We start from the raw sequence: 21,515 nt of genomic DNA, 5'->3' as shown, positions 1-21,515 counted from the left end.
GCTGCTTCGCAGCCCTTTCGCGACGCAAGGCCGCTCCCACAGGGACCGCACAGATCGCCAGAGCAGCGCTATACCTGTGGGAGCGGGCTTGCCGGGACGCCGGACCGCCGCGAAGGGCCGCAAAGCGGCCCCAAGGTCACCTCAGAGCGAGCGCTGCCTGACCTTCAGGTGCCGCGCATACCACGGGCGCTGCGGCACCTTGCGCAGCAGGCCATCGAAGCGTTCTTCATCGCTGTAGATGATGCGCAAGGCCAGCTTCATGGTCTCCGGGTCCATCTCCACGCTGCGCCCAGGGCGCAGTCCGGGCACCGTGCTGCAGCCATGGGTGTCCGGCCCCAGCCACGGATCGGCCACCTCGACCCAGCGCCCCGGGGCGAACCACGGCACGCCATTGACCTGAAGCCGCGCGACTTCGCCGGGGTGATAGCGCTCGTGAGCACGGAACCAGTCCTCGATGCGGTCGTCGATCCAGCCGTGGAAGCGCCAGAACACCGGGTTTACATGCGAGGAGAACGGGTCGCCGAGAAAGTCGTTTTCAGCGGCGTACCAGCGCCCGGCGAAGTCGTCCGGGGTGCGCGCGGTCGGCACCGGCATGCCGTTGACCGGGTCCCGCGGGACCGACGCCCAGCGCATGTGCAGCCAGTCGTGCAAGCCCAGCTCGAGCTCCGAGCCGAACTGCCCGAGGGTCAACCGCGACAGGTAAGCCGGATCGCTGTAGCGCGATTCCCAGACCTCGAAATTGCCATGAAACGTCTCGGCGCTCTTGATATCCCGCACCCACTGGGTGTATTCGGCATCGCCGCGGGCCAGCCAGGTCGGCGGCAGGGCATTGCCGTCATGGTTGTCGAAATAGCGTGCGAAACCGGCCCGGTCACGCGCCAGCTCCGGCTGCGGCAGCGGAAAACCAGTCCACGAGGGCAAGTCCTGGATCGCTCGGGCGGCGCCGAGCATGTGCCGGTGCATGAACAGGAAGTCCTCGCCCGAGCCGTTGCGGTCCTTGTGCCGACCGCGCGCATCGCGCTCGTGATCGCGTGGCCCCGGCTGCCAACCGAGGCCGCGCAGGGCCTGGTGCTTGTCCTTGGCCAGCTTGTGCCACTTGTCCCGCGAGGAATGCCAGAGCTGATGGAACAGGCGGTGTTCGGGGGCGATCAACCAGGCGATCAATGGCGCCGACAGCGCCGTGCGCTCGCGGGCCTCGGGAAACGTCAGTTTGTGCGCCAGGAAGCGGTTGTCCTGCTCAGGCGCGGACAGCGGCCGGTCGAGGCGCAGGAGGCGGCCATTGAGGGTCGCCGGGCCGGCATTGCCGAACTCGCCCCAGACCTGGTCCAGGACGATATGGCATTCGTAACGCGGCACATGCCCGCCGTCGGCCAGCGCGAACAGGCGCCAGCGCAGGGTCCCCGGCTTGTCTGCGGGCAGGTCACCGACCACCCGGTAGCGGGGCTCCTGATCACTGCGCAGGCGCTCCGGTGTGTCCAGGTAGCCGCGAATGCCACGACCTCGCTGCGCTACATCGAGAAATAACTCCAGCGGCTGATTCTCCAGGCCATCGAGGCCCGCCTCGCTGCCCTTCAAGGTCCAGCGCCAGACGCCGCGCAGGGTATCGCCCAACTGTTGGCCGGCGGTGTCGGCGAGCTCCACGACGGCCTCGCCGGGGGTTTCGGGAAACGCCTCATCGCGCGTCAGCTGGCGCTGCGCGTACCACGCTGCGGGTGCTGCAACACCGGTCAGCGCCACACCTGCGATGAAGCCTCGTCGAGAAATCGTCATTGAACTACCTGTGCCGTCGTTATGGCCGCAAGCACGGCCCATCCAAGGCTAAAACGTTGTGCACGCGGGAAAATTTAACCCTCGGCGGTGCCTCGCGGGCGCGGGTGGGGGTTAAATTTGCCGGCGCTGTGCTCGTTCTTTTCAGGTAGCCAGGGCCCCGGGCCCGAACCTCTGCGGTGAACCTACTGAGACCGAGATGACCAAACGACGCTGGAAAAAAGCCCTGTCCCTCAGCCTGGCCGCGGCCGTTGCCGCCGGTGCCGGGTTTGCCGCCTGGTCCTACCTGGCAACCGACGGCTACCCCAAGGAGGTGGTGCGCCAGGCCAATGACCTGCAACAGCGGATCATTGCCTTTGACAGCCACATCACCCTGCCGCTGAGCTTCGGTACCGAAGGCCGCGAAGCCGACCAGGACGGGCCTGGACGCTTCGACCTGGTCAAGGCCGCGCGTGGACGCCTGTCAGGCGCGGCGCTGACCATTTTCGCCTGGCCAGAGTCGTGGACCGGCGACAATGGCCCGCACCGCCCCACCGATGGCTTCGTCGACGCCGCACGGCATACCCAGGAGGTGCGCTACAACGCCATCACCGCGATGGTCCGCGACTTCCCCAACCAGGTCGGCATCGCCTATACCCCGCAAGACATGCGCCGCCTGCACGGCGAAGGCAAGTTCGCCGTGTTCATCAGCATGCTCAACGCCTATGCCCTAGGCGATGACCTCGACCTGCTGGACCAATGGGCCGCACGCGGCGTGCGCATGTTCGGCTTCAGCTATGTCGGCAATAACCGCTGGGCCGACTCCTCGCGCCCGCTGCCGTTCTTCAACGACACGGTCGATGCCCTCGGCGGCCTGTCGCCGATTGGCCGCCAGGCGGTACAGCGGCTCAACGACCTGGGGGTGATCATCGACGTTTCGCAGATGTCCAGCCAGGCCCTAGGCCAGGTCGCAGAGCTGAGCCGCGCGCCGCTGGTGGCCTCGCACTCGGCGCCGCGGGCGGCGGTGGACATCCCGCGCAACCTCAGCGACAAGGAGCTGCAGCTGATCAAGGACAGCGGCGGCGTGGTGCAGATCGTCGCCTTCGGCACCTACCTCAAGCCGCTGAGCGCCAAGACCCAGGAGCGGCTCAACAGCCTGCGCGCGCGCTTCGACCTGCCGCCGCTGCCCAACCAGGCCTATGCACTGATGCCGGGCGACCCGATCATCGCCGGCTGGCCGGAGCAGAAGGTCGGTGAATACGCCGAGGGGCTGTACGCCATCCTCGACGAGGAGCCGAAGGCCACGCTGAAGGACTACGGCGACGCCATCGACTACACCGTGCGCAAGATCGGCATCGACCATGTCGGCCTCAGCTCGGACTTCAACGAAGGTGGTGGGGTCACCGGCTGGGACGATGTCAGCGAGGCCCGCAACGTCACCGCCGAGCTGATCGCCCGGGGGTATTCGGAAGCCGATATCACCAAGCTCTGGGGAGGTAACTTCCTGCGGGTCTGGGAACAGGTGCAGCACGCCGCCAAGCCGACTGCGACTTCGTCCCGCTAAAGCCTGGGCCACTAAAAAAAACCGCGCCTTTGCAGGGCGCGGTTTTTTATTGGGCCCATCAATCCTCAAGCCAAGCGCTGCTCCAGCACCGCCACCACTCGGGCCATGCCTTCATCCGCCTCACCGATGATCGCCCCCATGCGCATGAAGTCATGGGTCACACCTTCGAACACCGCCAACTCCACAGACACCCCCGCCGCCTCCAGGTGGCGCGCATACGCCAGCCCCTCGTCGTACAGCGGGTCGCACTCGGCAACGATCAGCAACGCCGGCGGGGTGTTGGCCGCCACGCTGCCCAACAGCGGCGAGAAGCGTGGATCAAGACGATCCGCTGGCGACGTCTGGTACTGCTGGTAGAACCACGCCAAGGTGTCCGCCTCGAGCAAGTGCCCGCGACCATAGCGCTCGACCGAAGCACGCACCTGGCTGGCGTCGGTCACCGGGTAGATCATCACCTGCACGCGTGGCAGCGCCACCGCATCCTGGGCGGCCAGTTCGCTGGCCAGCACCGTCGCCAGGCTGCCACCCACGCTGTCGCCCACCACCGCCAGGCGCTGCGCATCGATGCCCAGCTCAGTGCTCTGGCCGACCAGCCAGCGCCAGGCGTCATGGACGTCGTTTGCCGCGGTGGGGAAGCGCCACTGCGGCGCCAGCCGATAGCCCAGGGAAAACACCGGTACACCCGCGTCCTGGGCCAGCGTCCAGCACAGCGCATCGTGCGAGTCGAGGCTGCCGACCACATAGCCGCCGCCGTGCAGGTAAAGGATCGCCGCACCGCTGAGCGCCGTGTTCGGGCGCGGCGGCTGATAACGCCTGAGTTCCAAGCGGTGGCCATCACGCGCCGCCAGCGACAGCGTCGAGATGTACTCGGGCTCCTCGGCGACCGGCACCATCAACGCCGAGGACTGGTCGAACTGACGCCGCGCCTCGTCCGGGTCCAGCTCATGCATCGGCAGCACCTTGCCGCTGCTGCGACCGCTTTCGACCAACTCAAGGTAAGCGGCAAGGTCAGGGTTCAGGGGCATTTCACGTCTCCAGGCTGGCATCGATCGATGCCAGCCACTCGTTCATCAATCAGGGTTCAGTCGACCCCAGCGGCTCAGCGATGCTTTTCGCTGTAGCCCTGGGCCATGGCCACGACCACTTTGCGCGGGCCGGTAAAGGGTGAGCGGGCGTGCGCCGCGAGCATGTTGTCGAGCATCAGCACATCGCCTTCCTGCCACGCGAAGCTGATCGCACAGTCGTCCAGCACCGCGCGGATACGCTCCAGCACCTCGAACTCGATGGGGGTGCCGTCGCCGTAGTAGACGTTACGCGGCAGGTCCTCCTCATCGACGATCTCGAGCAGGCTTTCGCGCACTTCCTCGGGCAGGTTGGAGACGTGGAACAGGTGCGCCTGGTTGAACCACACCTGATCGCCCGTCCACGGGTGGCTGGCCACCGCCTGGCAGACCTGGCGCGTGCGCAGCTCGCCGTCGTCCTTCCACTCCCACTCGATGTGGTGCGCGCGGCAGTAGGCCTCGACCACACTGCGGTCTTCGGTGTTGAACACCTGCTCCCAGCCCACATCCAGGCCATTGCCATAGTTGCGCACGTACATCAGGCGCTTGCTGGCGAAGCGTTCGCGAATGTCAGCCGGCATCCGCCGGTAGACTTCGCGGCTGTCGGCGATCGGCGTCTCGCCGCCGGTCTGCGCGGCGATCACGCTGTAGAACCAGATGCGCATCGGCCAGTCGAGGCTGTAGGCCTGCTCGTTGTGCAGCGGGATGCTCTGGTGCGCCGGGTACTCGGTCGAGGTGTACACACCCTGGGTGACGTTGCTGCGCGGCGTCGAGCCAAACTCGTAGTTCAGCAGCGGATGCCCGAAGGCATCGGCAAACTGCCGAAACGCGGCCACACCGCCGACGTCGAAGCCGCGGAACAACACCCCGCCACACTGGTCGAGGTGCTGCGCGACAAGGTCCTTGAGCTCATCGAAGTGGTCCAGCAAGCCCATCCCCGGCTCCGCCGCCTCGACCAGCAACGGCAGTGCGCCGCGCTCAGGCAACAGGGGCCGTACCTTGATTTCGGCTAATTCACTCATGCCGGGCTCCCTTGAGCGCCGCGGCAAAGGCATCGGCAAAGCGCCGCGCCACCTCGTCGACCTGCTCGGCACTGATGATCAGCGGCGGCAGGAAGCGCACCACCGCGCCATGGCGGCCGCCCAGCTCGAGGATCAGGCCACGCTTGAGGCACTCACGCTGCACCCTGGGTGCCAGCTCGCGGTTGGCCGGCGGGTGGCCCTGCGCGTCCAGCGCGCCATCGGGATCGACCAGCTCGACCCCGAGCATCAGCCCACGCCCGCGGATATCACCCAACTGCGGGTAGTCGCGCTGCAGGTGCTGCAGGTGCCCACGCAGGCGCAGGCCCATGGCTTCGGCGTGCTGGTCGAGGCGATGGCCGACCAGGTAGTCGATGACGGCAGAACCGGCGGCCATGGCCATCTGGTTGCCACGGAAGGTGCCGGCATGGGTACCCGGGGTCCATTGATCGAGCCAGTCGCGGTACACCACCACCGCCAGCGGCAGGCTGCCGCCGATGGCCTTGGACAGGGTCACCACATCGGGAATGATGCCGGCGTGCTCGAAGGCGAACATCCGCCCGGTGCGGGCAAAGCCGCTCTGGATCTCGTCGACGATCAGCGCCACACCGGCCTGCTCGGTGATGCGCCGCACGCCGCGCAGCCACTCGAGGTCGGCCGGGATCACGCCGCCCTCGCCCTGTACCACTTCGAGGATGACGGCGGCCGGCAGCGGTACGCCGCTTTCCGGGTCGAGCAGGAGGTTTTCCAGGTAATGCAGGTTGGCCCGCACACCCGCCTCGCCGCCCAGGCCGAACGGGCAACGGTAGTCGTAGGGGTACGGCATGAACTGCACGCCGTTGCCCAGCAGCGCGCCGAGCGGTTTCTTCGGCCCGTGGCTGCCCATCAGGCTCAGGGCGCCCTGGGACATGCCATGGTAGGCGCCCTGGAAGGCCAGCACGGTGCTGCGCCCGGTGGCGATGCGCACCAGCTTCAGCGCCGCTTCCACCGCGTCGGTACCGGTCGGCCCGCAGAACTGGATCTTCGCCTCGCGGCGCAGGGCCTCGGGGAGGATGCCGAACAGGTCCTGGACGAAGCGGTCCTTGACCGGTGTGGTCAGGTCGAGGGTGTGCAACGGCAGCTCGTCGGCCAGCACCCGCTGGATCGCTTCGACCACCACCGGGTGGTTGTGGCCCAGGGCCAGGGTGCCGGCGCCGGCCAGGCAGTCGATGAACTGGCGGCCTTCGACGTCCTCGACGTAGATACCGCGGGCGCGCTTGAGCGCCAGCGGGATGCGTCGAGGGTAGCTACGGGCGTTGGACTCCTGTTGCTGCTGGCGCACCAGCAGCGGCGAATCGGCGAATTCGTACAGGGGTTGCGGCGCGGCGGCCGGCAGGATCTGGGCAAGGCTGGAAGCGGTCGACATCGGAGAGTCCCTTGCAAGCGATTGGGTGGGCCCGCCACGATCCTGTAAGCGGATGTGTGGCGGGTGGCATCGTTTGGAAAACGCTTTGGCGGGGCGTGGATTTAGCGGTTTTTATGGGATTTGTGTGTTGGCCGGGCCGGCCTCATCGCGGGCAAGCCCGCTCCTACAAGGACCGCGCCGCCCTGAACAACGGCGCGGTCCTTGTAGGAGCGGGCTTGCCCGCGATGGGGCGCAAAGCGCCCCTGTACCTTGCCGCTCAGAAGCCCTCCAGCTCCGCCATCAGGTCACTCAGCCGATCGACCTTGTCGTCGTCCAGCACACTGCCCTGCAGCCCCTGCACATACACCGCCAGCTCCTCCACGGTGCTGCACTCGAACATGGCCCGCAGCGGCACGCTCAACTGCAGTTGCTTCTGCACCCGCGAGGCGATCTGCGTGGCCAGCAGCGAGTGCCCACCCAACTCGAAGAAGTTGTCGTGCACCCCGACCCGCTCGACCTTGAGCACATCGGCCCAGATCGCCGCCAGGGTCTCTTCCAGCTCGTCACGCGGGGCCAGGTACGCCTGGCTGTGCTGACCACCGATGTCGATGGCCGGCAGCGCCTTGCGGTCGAGCTTGCCGTTGGCGTTGAGCGGCAGGCTGGCGAACCAGCCCCAGTGCAACGGCACCATGTACTCGGGCAAGTCAGCGCGCAGGCGCTGCTTGACCTGCTCGAGCACGCCGGCATCGCCGTCGACACCCTGGTGCGCGACCAGGTAGCCGACCAGGTGCTTGCCGTTGGCGCCGTCCTGCACACCCACGGCAGCATCGCGGATCTCGGCCAGCTCATGCAGGCGCGCTTCGATCTCGCCCAGCTCGATGCGGTAACCGCGGATCTTCACCTGGTGGTCGATGCGCCCGACATACTCGAGCACGCCGTCCGGCCGGCGCCGGGCCAGGTCGCCGCTGCGGTACAGCCGCTCACCCGGCGCGCCATACGGGTGGGGTATGAACGCCAGTGCGGTACGTACCGGGTCGCCCACATAACCGCGACCGACACCAGTGCCCGCGACACACAGCTCGCCCACGGCGCCCAGCGGCACCAGGCGCTGGTCTTCGCCAAGCAGGTACAGGCGGTTGTTGTCGGTCGGCGTGCCGATCGGCAGGTAACTGCCCTCGGTCGAGGCGGCGTCGACCCGGAAGAACGCCACGTCATCCGAGCACTCCGCCGGGCCATAGGCGTTGACCAGGCCGATCGCCGGGTAACGCTGCAGCCACTGCGCAGCCAATTCAGGCGGCATCGCCTCACCGGTCGGCAGCATCCAGCGCAGGCCGTCGAGGGCCTGGTGCTCGCTGGCGAGCATGCCCTGGATCAGCGACGGCACGCTTTCCAGCACGGTGATGCCGGTGGCCTCGACATGCGCCAGCAAGCCTTGCGGGTCGTGTGCGATGGCGTTCGGCACGATCTCCACACGGGCCCCGAACAACGGCGCGGCGAGGAACTGCCAGACCGAGATATCGAAACTCTGCGAGGCGGTCTGGGCGATCACGTCGTGCTCATCCAGTGCCAGGTACGGGACCTTGCTCAGCTGGTTGTTGAGCATGCCGCGCTGCTCGACCATCACCCCTTTGGGCAAGCCGGTGGAGCCGGAGGTGTAGATCACATAGGCGAGGTTGTCCGGCCCGCTGTGGATGCCAAGGTCGTGGCTGGCGACATTGCTGCCCTGGACCTCTTCCCAGACCAGCAGCTTGGGCCGTGCCACGCCTGCCACTTCGTCGAGCAGTTGCCGCGCCTGTTCGGCGTGGGCCGCGCTGCACACCAGCACCGGTGTGCGGCTCAGCTCGACGATGCGCTGCAGGCGCGCCGCCGGCAGGCCCGGGTCCAGCGGCAGGTAACCGGCACCGGCCTTGAAGCTGCCGACGATCATGCCCAACAGCGGCAGGCCACGCTCGGCCAGCAGCGCCACCGGCTGGTCGACGCTGACCCCGGCCGCGACCAGCGCATGGCCCAGGCGGTTGGCCGCGAGGTTCAGCCCGGCGTAGTCGAAACTGGCCGCCTGGCAGCGCGCGACGATGCGCTCGGGGTGCGCCGCGACCCGCGCTTCGAACAGCTGCACATAGCTCTGTTCCAGGCTGTAGGCGTGCTCGCTGCGGTTGCAGTCGTCGAGCAGGAAACGCTGCTCTTCGGCGCCCAGCAACGGCAGCGCATCGACGTCACCCTCGAAGCCCTCGACCAGCGCCAGCAGCAGGCGCTTGAACTCGGCCAGCAGGCGCTCGACGGTCGAATAGTCGAAGTAGCGCTGGTCGAACGACAGGTGCAGGCCCAGGTCATCGCCGGGGTAGCACACTGCGGTCAGCGGGAAGTTGGTGTGGGTCCGGCCCGAGTCGGAGCTGGCGTTGAGGTGCTGGGCATGGTCGAGCACGGCGGTTTCCACCGGCGCGTTCTCGAACACGAACAGGCTGTCGAACAGCGCCTGGCCCTTGGGCAGCTCGCTGCGCTCCTGGATCGCTACCAGCGGCAGGTACTCGTACTCGCGCAGCTCCATGTTGCGCTCCAGCAGGCCTTGCAGCCACTGACGGACGCTCTGTGGTTGGCCGGCAGCCGGCAGTTGCACGCGCAGGGCGACACTGTTGATGAACAGGCCGACGGTGCGCTGCATCTGCGGCAGGCTCACCGGGCGCCCGGCCACGGTGACGCCGAAGACCACGTCGCGTTCGCCGCTGTAGCGCGCCAGGACCAACGCCCAGGCCGCCTGGGCAAAGGTGTTGATGGTCAGCTGGTGCGCTTGCGCCAGCTCGCGCAGACGCGCCCCTTGCTGTACCTCGAGGCGGGTGTAGCAGTCGCCGACGAGCATGCCGTCACCGGCATGGTCATGGCGCAACGGCCGGTCGCTGGGGATCGCCGTGGCCCGCTCGAAGCCGGCCAGGTTGGCCTGCCACCACTGGCGCGCTTCGTCGAGGTCCTGGCGTTGCAGCCAGCCGATGTAGTCACGGTAGCGCGGCGGCACCGGCAACTGCGCCTGGCGGCCTTCGCCAAGGGCCTGGTAGAGCTCGAAGAAGTCGTTCATCAGCAGCGAGCGGCACCAGGCATCGATGAGGATGTGGTGGTTGCTCATCATGAACCAGTAACGCTCATCGGCCACGCGCACCAGGCGCAGGTGGAACGGCGCCTGGCTGAGCAGCGCGAAGCCCGCCTCGCGTTCCTGCTTGTGCAAGGCTTGCAGGCGCTGCTCCTGGGCCTCGTCATCGAGGCCGCGCCAGTCCTGGTAGTCGACCGGCGTGTTGCCCGGCTTGTGGATGATCTGCAGCATCGCTTCGCCGGCACTCCAGCTGAACGAGGCACGCAGCGCCTCATGCCGGGCGACCACGGCCTGCCAGGCCTGGGCGAAGCGCTGCGGGTCGAGCGCGCTGTTGATCCGGTAGCGGTCCTGCATGTAGTAGATGCCGGTGCCCGGCTCCAGCAGGGTATGCAGCAGCATGCCCTCCTGCATCGGCGTCATCGGGTAGACGTCTTCGATCTCGGCGGCCGCGACCGGCAGGCTGTCGATCTGCGCCTGGTCCAGCTGCGCCAGCGGGAAGTCCGACGGCGTGAAGCTGCCGTTGCCGTCAACCAGGCAGTGCGCGACCAGCGCCAGCAACTCCTGGCGATAGGCCTCGGCCAGGGTGGCGATGGTCGCTTCGTCGTAGCGCTCGGTGCTGAAGGTCCAGCGCAGCTGCAAGGCGCCGCCGTACACCTGGCCATCGACGCTGAGCCAGTTCGGCAGCGGCGCGTCCAGGTCATGGGCCAGGCCCGCCGGCGCCTCCAATGGCTGGAACAGCGCATTGGCATCGAACTGCTGGTCGAACTGGCCGAGGTAGTTGAAGGTGATCCGCGCCTGCGGCAGCGCGGCCATGCCTTCGCGACCCGCCTCATCGGCCAGGTAGCGCAGCACGCCGTAGCCAATGCCCTTGTGCGGCACTTGGCGCAGTTGCTCCTTGATGCGCTTGATCGAGCCGGCGCGAGCTGCGTCGTCGTCACCGGGCTGCGGGCTCAGGGCCAGCGGATAGGCATTGGTGAACCAGCCGACGCTGCGGGTCAGGTCGATGTCTTCGAACAGCCCTTCGCGACCGTGGCCCTCGAGCTGCACCAGTACCTCGTCGTCACCACTCCAGCGGCACAGGGTGCGCGCCAGGGCGGTCAACAGCAGGTCATTGACCTGGGTGTGATAAGCGGCCGGAGCCTGTTGCAGCAACTGGCGGGTCTGATCGACGTCGAGGCCGATGGCCAGGGTCTGGGCGTGGCGATGGAGGTTGCCGCCTTGTGGGTGATCGCAGGGCAGTTCGTGGCGGACACTGGCCAGCTGGCCTTGCCACCAATCACGCTCGTCGCGCAGCGAATCGCTGCCGGCATAGCTCGCCAAGCGTGCCGCCCAGTCGCTCATGGCGTGGGTCTTGGCGGCCAGCGTGTCGCCCCGGTAGAGCGCCTGCAGGTCTTCGAGCAGCACCCGCCAGGACACGCCATCGACCACCAGGTGATGGATCGCCAGCAGCAGCCGCTGGGCGCCCGCCGGGTCACTGACCAGCAGCGCACGCAACAGCGGCCCCTGCTCGAGGTCGAGGCTGCGTTGCAGCTCGGTGTACAGCGCCTGGCAGTCATCGAAGCTGACCACGTTGGCGGTGCGCACTAGCGGCTGGTCAACCGGCGCGGCGTACTCGCCCTGCCAGCGCGCGTTCACCTGGGTGAAGCGCAGGCGCAGGCTGTCGTGGTGCTCGAGCAAAGCCGCCAGCGCCTGCTCCAGGGTTTCAGCCTGCAACGGCTGACGCGCTTCGAGGAGCACGGCCTGGTTCCAGTGCTGCGGCGCCACCACGTCACTGTCGAAGAACCAGTGCTGGATCGGCGTCAGCGCGGTGTGCCCCTGGCGTACGCCCTGGTCGATGTCGCTCGGCGCCGCGCTGCGGCTGACAACCCCGGCCAGGGCCTGGATGGTCTGGTGCTGGAACAGGTCACGCGGGGTGAACTGCAGGCCCAGCTGGCGGGCGCGGCTGACCACCTGGATCGACAGGATCGAGTCGCCGCCCAGTTCGAAGAAGTTGTCCTGCACGCCGACCCGGGCCACGTTGAGCACGTCGCGCCAGACCTGCGCCAATTGCGCCTCGAGTTCATTGCTCGGCGCCAGGTAATGCTGTTGTGCCTGCTCCAGGTCCGGTGCCGGCAAGGCGCGGCGGTCGAGCTTGCCGTTGCCCATCAGCGGCAGTTGCGCGAGCAGCACCAGGTGCGCCGGTACCATGTAGTCCGGCAGGTGACGGCGGGCGTGCGTTTTGACCGCTTCGCGCAGGCTGGCCTGGGTGTGCGCATCGGCGTTGGCCTGGGCACAGACCAGGTAGCCGACCAGTTGCTTGCCACCCGGCAGGTCCAGCGCCAGCACCACCGCCTCGTCGACTTCGGGCTGCTCTTGCAGGCGGCTTTCGATCTCGCCCAGTTCGATGCGGAAGCCGCGGATCTTCACCTGCTGGTCGGCGCGGCCGACGTATTCCACCAGGCCATCGGCCCGCAGCCGGACCAGGTCGCCGGTGCGGTACAGGCGACCGCCGTCAAGGCTGAACGGGTCGGCGACAAAGCGCTCGGCGGACAGCCCAGGGCGGTCGTGATAACCCTGCGCCAGGCCCGCACCACCGACGTACAGCTCGCCAATGCCGCCTTGCGGCAGCAGCGCCAGGTCCTCGTCGAGCACATACCCGCTGCGGGCTCCGATCAGGCGGCCGATCGGTACGCTGCCAGCGTCTGCGGGCAGGGTTTCGGGGGCCAGGCAGGCCAGCGGCATGACCACGGTTTCGGTCGGGCCGTAGGCGTTGAAGCACTGCTGCGGGGCGAACGCCTGGCGGATCCGTTGCAGGTGCTCGCCGGTCAGCGCTTCGCCGCCGGTGATCACCAGGCGCACCGGCAGCTGCTCGCCCACGCTGGCCAGGTACTGCGCCAATTGGCTGCCGTAGCTCGGGGTGAAGCCGAGGATGCTCACCTGCTGCTCGCGCACCAGTTGGCAGATCTCCTCGGCGCCCCACTGCCCCTGGGCGCGCAATACCACCCGCGCACCGCACAGCAGCGGCACCAGCAGACGCTCGGTGGCGGCGTCGAAATTGATCGAGTAGAAGTGCAGCTCGCAGTCATCGCTGCGCATGCCGAAGGCGTCGATCACCGCCTGGCAGTGCATGCCGATTTCACCGTGGCTGACCACCACGCCCTTGGGCTTGCCGGTCGAGCCGGAGGTGTAGATCAGGTAGGCCTGATGCTGTGGCAGGTTGAGGTTGTCGAGTGCGGCGTCGCTGTAGGCAGCCAGCGAGCCGGCGTCGTCTTCCAGGCTCCAGCGCGCCACGCCCGCCGGCAACTCACCGAGGGTATCGAACAGCGCTCGCTGGCCCAGCAGCAGGCCGATGCGGCTGTCCTCGATCATGTAGTGCAGGCGGTCGAGCGGGTATTCCGGGTCCAGCGGCACGTAGGCGCCGCCAGCCTTGAGGATCGCCAGCAAGCCGACGACCATCTCCAGCGAGCGCTCCAGCGCCAGGCCCACGCGCACTTGCGGGCCAACCCCGCGTTCGCGCAGGGCCCGCGCCAGGCGGTTGGCCTGCTGGTCCAGTTCGGCGTAAGTCAGGTGCGCACCGGCAAAGGTCAGCGCCCGCGCATCGGGGGTGCGCGCGGCCTGTGCCGCGAACAGACCGTGCAGGGTATGGCCCAGGTCGAAGTCGTGCTCGCCCTGCAGTTGGCCGACCAGCACCTGCTGCTCGGCTGCGCTGAGCATCGGCAGTTCGCACAGACGCTGTTGCGGATTGTCGAGCAGGCCGATCAGCAACTGCTGCCAGTGTTCGGCCATGCGCGCGATGCGCGGCGCGTCGAACAGGTCGCGGCTGTAGGTCAGGCAGCAGCCCAGGCGGCCATCGAGGTCGGTGACTTCGAGGTACAGGTCGAACTTGGTCGCGCTGGCGTCGTTGACCAGGTAGTCGACCTGCATGCCGGCCAGCTCGCGGCTCTGCTGGAAGGCCCAGCGCTGGACGTTGCACATCACCTGGAACAGCGGGTTGTAGGCGGTGCTGCGCGGCGGTTGCAGCGCTTCGACCAGTTGGTCGAACGGCAGGTCCTGGTGCGACTGGCCTTCGACGATGCGCTCACGCAGTTGCTCGAGCAACTGCTCGGCGCTCATCTGCCCGTCGAGCTCGCAGCGCAGCACCTGGGTATTGAGGAAGGCGCCGATCAGGCCTTCGCTTTCCGGGCGGATGCGGTTGGCCACCGGCGCGCCGATGCGCAGGTCGCGCTGGCCGCTGTAGCGGTGCAGCAGGGTCGCCAGGGTGGCGGTCATGGTCATGAACAGGGTCAGGCCACGCTCGCTGTTGAAGCTGCGCACGCGTTCGGCCAGGGCCGGGGCCAGGTCGAAGCGATAGAGCTCGCCCTGATGACTTTGCACCGCAGGCCGCGGGCGGTCGCTGGGCAGTTCGAGGACCGGATGCTGATCGCCCAGACGGGCTTTCCAGTAGGCCAGCTGACGCTGCCCTTCCCCGCCTTCGAGCCACTGGCGCTGCCACACGCTGTAGTCCAGGTACTGCACCGCCAAGGGCGCCAACGGCGACTCGCGCTCGTCGACGAAGGCCTCGTACAGCTCGCCCAGTTCGCGGGCAAAGATGTCCATCGCCCAGCCTTCGGTGACGATGTGGTGCAGGGTCAGCACGAAGTAATGCTCGCGCTCGCCGGCCTTGACCAGGCAGGCACGCAGCAGCGGCCCGCGCTCGAGGTCGAACGGCTGGTGCGCCTGGGCATCGGCCAGCGCTTGCAAGCGCTGCTCGCGGTCTGCGCCCGGCACGCTGGAGAAGTCATGCCACTGCACCTGCAGCGGGCTGTCTGCGGCCACGCACTGGTAGGGCACGCCATCGATGCTCGGGAAGGTCGTGCGCAGGGTCTCGTGGCGCACGATCAGCGCCTGCAGGGCGCGCTCGAACGCGTCCACATGCAAGGTCCCGCGCAGGCGGGCCATGCCGCCAACGTTGTACGCCGGGCTGGCGGGCTCCATCTGCCAGAGGAACCACATGCGCTGCTGGGAGTACGACAGCGGCACCGCCTGGCGACGGTCGACACGGGCGATCTCACCCTGCTGGTTGCGCGCGCCACGCGCTTGCAGGCTGGCGATCTCGCTGCAGAACGCCGCCAGCTCGCTGGCATCGAACAGCACCTTGAGCGGCAGTTCGACATCCAGTGCCTGGCGCGTGCGCGAGACGATCTGGGTCGCCAGCAGCGAGTGGCCGCCAAGGGCGAAGAAGTCGTCGTGCAGGCCGACCCGCGGCAGGTTGAGCACTTCACGCCAGATCGCCGCCACCTGTCGTTGCAGCGCGGTGTGCGGCTCGACGTGTTCACGCTGCTGCCAGACCGGCGCCGGCAGCGCCTTGCGCTCGACCTTACCGCTCGGGCCCAGGGGCATCTGGGCAAGGTGGATCAGTTGCGCCGGCACCATGTAGGCCGGCAGGCGCTCGGCCAGGGCGGCCAGCAACACGTCGGTCTGCTCGAGGCCGCTGTAGTAACCGACCAATTGCGCGGCCACGGCGTCCTGATGGATCAACACCAACGCCTGTTCGACACCCGGTTGGGCCAGCAGGCAGGCCTGGACCTCCTCAGGCTCGACCCGGAAACCGCGCACCTTGACCTGCTGATCGAGGCGTCCGAGGTACTCCAGGGCGCCGTGCTGGACCAGCCAGCGGGCACGGTCGCCACTGCGGTAGAGGCGCTCGCCGTTGCCGTCGGGCTGGGGCACAAAGCGCTCGGCGGTGAGCCCTGGCCGGCCCAGGTAACCCCGTGCCAGGCCCGCGCCACCGAGGCACAGTTCGCCGGCGACACCCGGGGCGCTGAGCTCCAGCTGGTCATCCAGTACACGGCACAGCACGTTGCCCAGTGGGCGACCGATCGGCGAGCGCTCGCCGTCCTCGGCCTGGCAGTGCCAGTGGGTGACGTTGATGGCGGTTTCGGTCGGGCCATAGCGGTTGTGCAGTTGCACCTGCGGCAGCCGTTGCAGGACACGGTCGCGCAGGGCCGCCGACAGCGCCTCGCCGCCCGAGAACAACCGGCGCAGGCTGGTGCAACCAGCAGCCAGCGGCTCCTGGACGAACACCTGCAGCAACGGCGGGACGAAGTGCAGCGTGGTCACGCCGTGTTGCTGCACCAGCTCGGCGATGCGCTGCGGGTCACGGTGCTCGCCGGGGCCGGCGAGTACCAGTTTGCAGCCCGTGATCAGCGGCCAGAAGCACTCCCACACCGACACGTCGAAGCTGATCGGGGCTTTCTGCATCAGCACGTCGCTGTCGTTCAGCGCGTAGGTGGCCTGCATCCATTGCAGGCGCTCGGCCAGGGCTGCGTGGGTGTTGCCCACGCCTTTCGGCTGGCCGGTGGAGCCGGAGGTGTAGATCACGTAGGCGAGGTTGTCGCCGTCCAGGTGCAGGCCCGGGGCATGGCTTGGCCAGCTCTCCAGGTGCAGCTGGTCGAGGGCGATGGCACTCACTCCGCTGACCTGCGGCAGGCGCTCAAGCAGACTGCTGTGGCTCAGCAGCAGGCTCGCACCGCAGTCGCCGAGCATGTAGGCCAGGCGCTCGGCGGGGTAGTCGACGTCGAGCGGCACGTACGCGCCGCCAGCCTTGAGAATCGCCAGCAGGCCAACCAGCAACTGCGGCGAGCGCTCCACGGCGATCGCCACGCAGGTGTCGGGGCCGACACCCTTGTCGCGCAGGTAGTGCGCCAGGCGGTTGGCCTGCTGATGCAAGGTTGTGTAGTCGAGGCTGCCGCCCTGCCACACCAAGGCAGTGCGCTGCGGGGTCAGCCGGGCTTGTTCGTTGAGCTGCTCGACCAGCAGGCGCTGCGCCGCTGGGGCGGGCGCCTGGCCCCAGCTCAGCAACTGGGCACGCGCTTGCTCATCGAGCAGCTGGACCTCGCCCAGGGCGAGCTGCGGTTGCGCACTGACCTGCTCGAGCAAGGCCAGCAGGTGCTGGGCCAGGCGCTTGACGGTGCTCGCCTCGAACAGCTCGGCGGCGTAGTCGAAGGCCAGGGTGATGCGGCCCTGATGGTCCTCTTCACTGTGCAGCTGCAGGTCGAACTTGGCCTCGCGGCTGTGCCACGGCAGCTCTTCGGCGAGCAGCCCAGGCAGCCGCCGCAGGGCCGAAAGGTCGCGTTGCTGGTGGTTGAACATGACCTGGAACAGGCCCTGCTCACGGCCCTGCGGCAGCGCTTCGAGCAGTTGCTCGAAGGGCAGGTCCTGATGCGCCTGGGCCTGCAAGGTCGCCTGGCGCACCTGGGCCAGGAGCGCGGCGAACGGCTGGCGGCCGTCGAACTGGGCGCGCAGCACCTGGGTGTTGATGAAGAAGCCAAGCATGCCCTGGGTTTCCAGGCGCGGGCGGTTGGCGTTGGGCACGCCGACGCGGATCTCGGCTTGCCCGGTATAGCGGTGCAGCAGGCCCTGCCAGGCCGCCAGGAGGACCATGAACAGGCTGGCCTGCTGGTCGCGGGCCAGGCCTCTGACGGCGTCGGCCAGGGCGTTCGGCAGTTTCACACTGAGCCGCGCCGCGCGGTGGTCGCGCTGGCTGGCGCGTGGGTGGTCGGTGCCCAGGTCGAGCACCGGCAGCTCATCGCCCAACTGCTGCTGCCAGTAGGCAAGCTGGCGCGCGGCCTCGCCGTCGGCCAGCCATTGGCGCTGCCAGACGCCGTAGTCGGCGTAGCCCAGCGGCAGTGCCGGCAGGCTGGCCTGCTGGCCTTGGCAGCGGGCGGCGTAGAGCTTGGCGAATTCGCCGAGCAGGATGTTCAGCGACCAGCCGTCGGCAACGATGTGGTGCAGGGTCACCCAGAGCTGATGGTCCTCGTCGTCCAGGCGGGCCAGGGTCACTCGCAGCAACGGCCCCTCGACCAGGTCGAACGGCTGTTGCGCCTCGGCCTCGCGCCGGGCGGTGACGGTGTCGCTGTCGAGGCCTTCGAGGTCGAGGCGACGCAGGCTGAAACGCTGCTCCGGGAGCACCCGTTGCAGCGCCTGGCCATCGGCTTCGCTGAACAGCGTGCGCAGCGCCTCATGTCGGGCCACCAGAGCCTGGAAGCTGTCTTCCAGCGCGGCCACGTCCAGCTCGCCGCGCAGGTGCAGGCCGGCCGGGATGTTGTAGGCGGCCGACTGCGGCTGCAACTGCCAGAGCAGCCACAGGCGGTTCTGCGCCAGCGACTGCGGCAAGGCCTGGCCACGGCCCAACGCGTCGATAGCCGCGCTGGCCTGCCCGCCTGCGGCGACGAGCGCGGCCACGGCAGCGCTGTAGTCGGCCAGTACCGGGGCCTCGAACAGGGTCCGCAGGTTCAGCTCGATGCCCAGCTCGTCGGCCAGGCGCGCGGTGGCCTGGGTAGCGGCGATCGAGTTGCCGCCGAGCAGCAGGAAGTGATCGTCGGGCGCCACCGATTCGACCTTGAGCAGCTCGCGCCAGATCGCGGCGATACGGCCTTGCAGTGCATCGCCGGCCAGCGCTGGCTCGGCGGCCGCTGCTGCTGACGGGAAGCGGGCGTAGCAGTCCAGGCTGCCGTCGCCCATGCGCAGGCGGCAGGCCGAGCGCTGCAGCTTGCCGCTGGAGGTCTTGGGCAAGGCGCCCGGGTTGAGCAGCAGGACCACTGCCGGTGCCTGACGGCACGCGTCGGCGATGACTTGGCGCAGGGTCTTGATCAGCTGTTCGGAGGTGTGCGCCTTCTGTACGTTGCGGCTGATCTCGACCGCGACGCCGATACCCTCCTCGCCCTGATCGTCGACCGCGAACACCGCCACTCGGCCTTTGCGCAGCACCTCGACCTCGCGCTCGAGGGTCTTTTCCAGGTCCTGCGGGTAGAGGTTCTGGCCGCGCACGATGAGCATGTCCTTGAGCCGCCCGGTGACGAACACCTCGCCCTCGCGGATGAAGCCCAGGTCGCCGGTGCGCAGCCAGGTCTGGCCGTCCCTCTCGACAAAGGTCCGCGCGCTGGCTTCAGGGTTACGCCAATAGCCCAGGGCGATGCTCGGGCCCGCCGCCCAGATCTCACCCACCTGATTGTCACCAAGCACCCTCTGTTGCTGCGGCTCGACGATGCACACCGCGTGCTCCGGTTGCGCGTAGCCACAGCTCATCAGCACGCTGCCCTTGCCGGGCTCGGCGCGGTGGTTGGCAAACGCCTCGGCGTCGATCTCCAGGGCGGCGATGCCCTGGCCCCGGCGGCTGCCGCTGACGAACAGGGTGGCCTCGGCCAGGCCGTAGCTGGCGAAGTAGCTGCGCGGGTCGAACCCGCACGCCTGGAACTTGTTGGCAAAGGTCTCGAGGCTGTCCTGGCGGATCGGCTCGGAGCCGGAATAGGCCACACGCCAGCCACTCAGGTCGAGCCCGGCCAGGGCCGCTTCGCTGACCCGCTCGCTGCACAGGCGGTAGGCGAAGTCCGGGCCACCGCTGATGGTCCCGCGGTAATCGCTGATCGCCTGCAACCAGCGTTGCGGGCGGGCGAGGAAGTAGCTCGGTGACATCAGCACGCAGGGCACACCACTGAAGATCGGTTGCAGCAGCCCGCCGATCAGGCCCATGTCGTGGTACAGCGGCAGCCAGCTGACGATCACGTCGTCGGGGTTCAGGTCGATGCCGAAACCGTGGCGGATCAGCTGTTCGTTGGCCACCAGGTTGCCGTGGCTGACCTGCACGCCCTTGGGCAGTGCGGTGGAGCCGGAGGTGTACTGGAGAAAGGCGATGCTGTCGCTGGCCAACTGCGGCGCGCGCCAGTCGCTGGCCAGCGCCGGGTCCAGGCGGTCGACCGCGAGCAGCCCTGGCGCGCCCTGTCCGGCCAGGCCGTCGAGACCCTGCAAGCTGTCACACAGGCTTTCTACGGTCAGCAGCAGGCGTGGCTGGGCGTCGTCGATGATCGACAGCAGGCGCTCCTGGTGATGGCGCCGCGACGACTCGGGCGGATAGGCCGGCACGGCGATGACCCCGGCATACAGGCAGCCGAAAAACGCCGCGACGTAGTCTGCCCCGCTGGGAAACAACAGCACTGCCCGGTCACCGAAGTCGGCGCGCGCCTGCAAGGCGCTGGCGATGGTGCGGGCGCGCAGGTCGAGATCGCGGTAGCTGAGCACGGCCTGCTCGCGGGGATCGTCGGCCAGAAAGCGCAGGGCGATCTGCTCCGGGGTCTGCGCGGCGCGTTGCGCCAGGGCCTGGACCAGCGAGTGCGGGAGTTCGAAGGCGTCCGTCATGGGTGTTCCTGCCAGTGTCTGGGTAAGTCGCGCCGAGCGGCGCCACGCAAGGTCGGTGGGCAACGTTCGGCAGCCGGATGTACACAGAGGAACGGATGGGCGGGCGGAAAATTAAGCCCCGCTGGCGGGCAGCGGCACAGCGGCTTTGTAGCGCGTGAGGTGAACCGGTTCACACGGCTGGCATTAGAACCGATGCGACTAGGGACTGATTAGTTTTCGCATTTGACAATAATTATCATTGCGAATAGTTTGTCGCACGTCGTTGGAAGCATCCCGTAACAGGTGTGCTGCCTCCCCCCCAGAGACAAGGTGATTTCCATGGCGGAACAACTATCCACAAGTAAGTGCGATTCACCACTGCTCCAAGCGTTCGTCGACAATCGCAACATCCTCGTGAAGATCGCCGCACGGATCACCGGCTGCCGCTCACGCGCCGAGGACGTGGTGCAGGATGCGTTCTTCCGGCTCAGCGCCGCGCCGCAGATCACCTCGTCGTTCAAGGCGCAGTTGAGCTACCTGTTCCAGATCGTGCGTAACCTGGCGATCGACCATTACCGCAAGCAGGCGATGGAGCTGAGGTACTCTGGCAGCGAAGAGGAAGGGATGAATGTGGTCATCCAGAACGCTTCGCCGGAGGCCACGCACATCAACCTGGCGACGCTCGAGGACATCGCCGAGGCGCTCAACGAGCTGCCGCAGCGGACACGTTATGCCTTCGAGATGTATCGCTTGCACGGGGTGCCGCAGAAGGACATCGCCAAGGAGCTGGGGGTGTCGCCGACCTTGGTCAATTTCATGATCCGTGATGCGTTGATTCACTGCCGCAAGAACGCTAACCGCTTGGCGTGAGGTTTGCGCTGAAACTTTGGAGTTTTGGCGTGTTGGTTGGGTGTATATCCGTTCGATGTAGTGGCGCTTCTGGCCCCTTCCGCCCTTACGGCGGGTCACTTTTTTTCTTGGAAAAAAGTAACCAAAAACCGCTGGCTCCCACATACGGCCCTCCGCTGCGCTGCGGGTTCCCTCACTCCGGTCTTGCTCCCGCGTGGACCGGGCTGTACGGGCCTTCCTGGCCCGCAGCCCTTGCCGGCCTTCCTGGCCGTCACCTCGCTCCGCAAGACCTCCGTTCGGCCTCCTGAGGTCGCCAAGTTACGGGTGGCGCCTGGGCTGGCGTTATCTTCGATAGTGGCAATGGTGGTGGATAGCCTGGCCTCTTCGCGGGTAAACCCGCTCCCACAGGGACCGCAGTGGCCTTACAGTCAGCAGATAACCTGTGGGAGCGGGTTTACCCGCGAAGAGGCCGGAACTGCCAATGCACATTCTGGCGCTGACGCGCTGTACCGCCCTTATAAACCCGCGAGAGCGCAGCGATTCGCCAGCCGTTGCCCAGGCCCTTGCTCTTGATCTTGCCGTTGATCTGGCTTGTGATCTTGATCTACTGCGACTTCAGGAGGCCGAACGGCGGTCTTGCGGAGCGAGGTGACGGCCAGGAAGGCCGGCAAGGGCTGCGGGC

Annotated in this window: 7 protein-coding genes; 2 read left to right on the top strand and 5 right to left on the bottom strand. The window is 67.7% G+C overall.

The window, feature by feature from the left end:
- Positions 1 to 141 precede the first annotated feature (141 nt).
- The gene (gene pvdP / locus CCOS865_RS17090) at positions 142 to 1,770 is read right to left on the bottom strand and encodes a pyoverdine maturation tyrosinase PvdP (RefSeq protein ID WP_119142936.1); all 1,629 of its coding nucleotides are present in this window, start codon (positions 1,768 to 1,770) and stop codon (positions 142 to 144) included.
- 196 nt (positions 1,771 to 1,966) lie between these two features.
- Here pvdP and pvdM point away from each other — a divergent pair, with 196 nt between their 5' ends.
- Positions 1,967 to 3,310, top strand: a complete 1,344-nt coding sequence (gene pvdM / locus CCOS865_RS17085; protein ID WP_119142934.1) for a pyoverdine-tailoring dipeptidase-like protein PvdM — start codon at positions 1,967 to 1,969, stop codon at positions 3,308 to 3,310.
- Positions 3,311 to 3,375: 65 nt separating this feature from the next.
- On the opposite strand, the gene CCOS865_RS17080 is transcribed toward pvdM, so the two are convergent.
- From CCOS865_RS17080 to CCOS865_RS17065, 4 genes are all read right to left on the bottom strand, one after another.
- Entirely contained in the window at positions 3,376 to 4,335 is a 960-nt protein-coding gene (locus tag CCOS865_RS17080) for an alpha/beta hydrolase (protein WP_119142932.1), read from the bottom strand.
- Positions 4,336 to 4,409: 74 nt separating this feature from the next.
- Positions 4,410 to 5,393 carry a TauD/TfdA family dioxygenase gene (locus tag CCOS865_RS17075; protein ID WP_119142930.1) on the bottom strand — a complete coding sequence of 328 codons (984 nt, stop codon included), beginning with the start codon at positions 5,391 to 5,393 and terminating at the stop codon, positions 4,410 to 4,412.
- Positions 5,386 to 6,795 carry an aspartate aminotransferase family protein gene (locus tag CCOS865_RS17070; protein WP_119142928.1) on the bottom strand — a complete coding sequence of 470 codons (1,410 nt, stop codon included), beginning with the start codon at positions 6,793 to 6,795 and terminating at the stop codon, positions 5,386 to 5,388. Before CCOS865_RS17070 ends, CCOS865_RS17075 begins: the two co-directional genes overlap by 8 nt.
- Positions 6,796 to 7,051: 256 nt before the next feature.
- A complete protein-coding gene (locus CCOS865_RS17065) occupies positions 7,052 to 20,005 on the bottom strand; it encodes a non-ribosomal peptide synthetase (protein ID WP_119142926.1) in 12,954 nt (4,317 codons plus the stop codon).
- A 318-nt stretch (positions 20,006 to 20,323) separates the two neighbouring features.
- Between CCOS865_RS17065 and CCOS865_RS17060 the strand changes: the two genes are divergently transcribed.
- Positions 20,324 to 20,854, top strand: a complete 531-nt coding sequence (locus tag CCOS865_RS17060) for an RNA polymerase factor sigma-70 (protein WP_119142924.1) — start codon at positions 20,324 to 20,326, stop codon at positions 20,852 to 20,854.
- Positions 20,855 to 21,515 lie beyond the last annotated feature (661 nt).

Source organism: Pseudomonas reidholzensis, from assembly GCF_900536025.1.
Lineage (GTDB): Bacteria > Pseudomonadota > Gammaproteobacteria > Pseudomonadales > Pseudomonadaceae > Aquipseudomonas > Aquipseudomonas reidholzensis.
The sequence above is the reverse complement of the archived record's forward strand: the minus strand, read 5'-3'. Positions and strand labels throughout refer to the sequence as shown.

What these genes read in the sequence shown, in the direction of transcription:
- pvdP (WP_119142936.1), bottom strand. Translation starts at nt 1,770, where the DNA reads ATGACGATTTCTCGACGAGGCTTCATCGCAGGTGTGGCGCTGACCGGT.
- CCOS865_RS17060 (WP_119142924.1), top strand. Translation starts at nt 20,324, where the DNA reads ATGGCGGAACAACTATCCACAAGTAAGTGCGATTCACCACTGCTCCAA.
- CCOS865_RS17070 (WP_119142928.1), bottom strand. Translation starts at nt 6,795, where the DNA reads ATGTCGACCGCTTCCAGCCTTGCCCAGATCCTGCCGGCCGCCGCGCCG.
- pvdM (WP_119142934.1), top strand. Translation starts at nt 1,967, where the DNA reads ATGACCAAACGACGCTGGAAAAAAGCCCTGTCCCTCAGCCTGGCCGCG.
- CCOS865_RS17080 (WP_119142932.1), bottom strand. Translation starts at nt 4,335, where the DNA reads ATGCCCCTGAACCCTGACCTTGCCGCTTACCTTGAGTTGGTCGAAAGC.
- CCOS865_RS17065 (WP_119142926.1), bottom strand. Translation starts at nt 20,005, where the DNA reads ATGACGGACGCCTTCGAACTCCCGCACTCGCTGGTCCAGGCCCTGGCG.
- CCOS865_RS17075 (WP_119142930.1), bottom strand. Translation starts at nt 5,393, where the DNA reads ATGAGTGAATTAGCCGAAATCAAGGTACGGCCCCTGTTGCCTGAGCGC.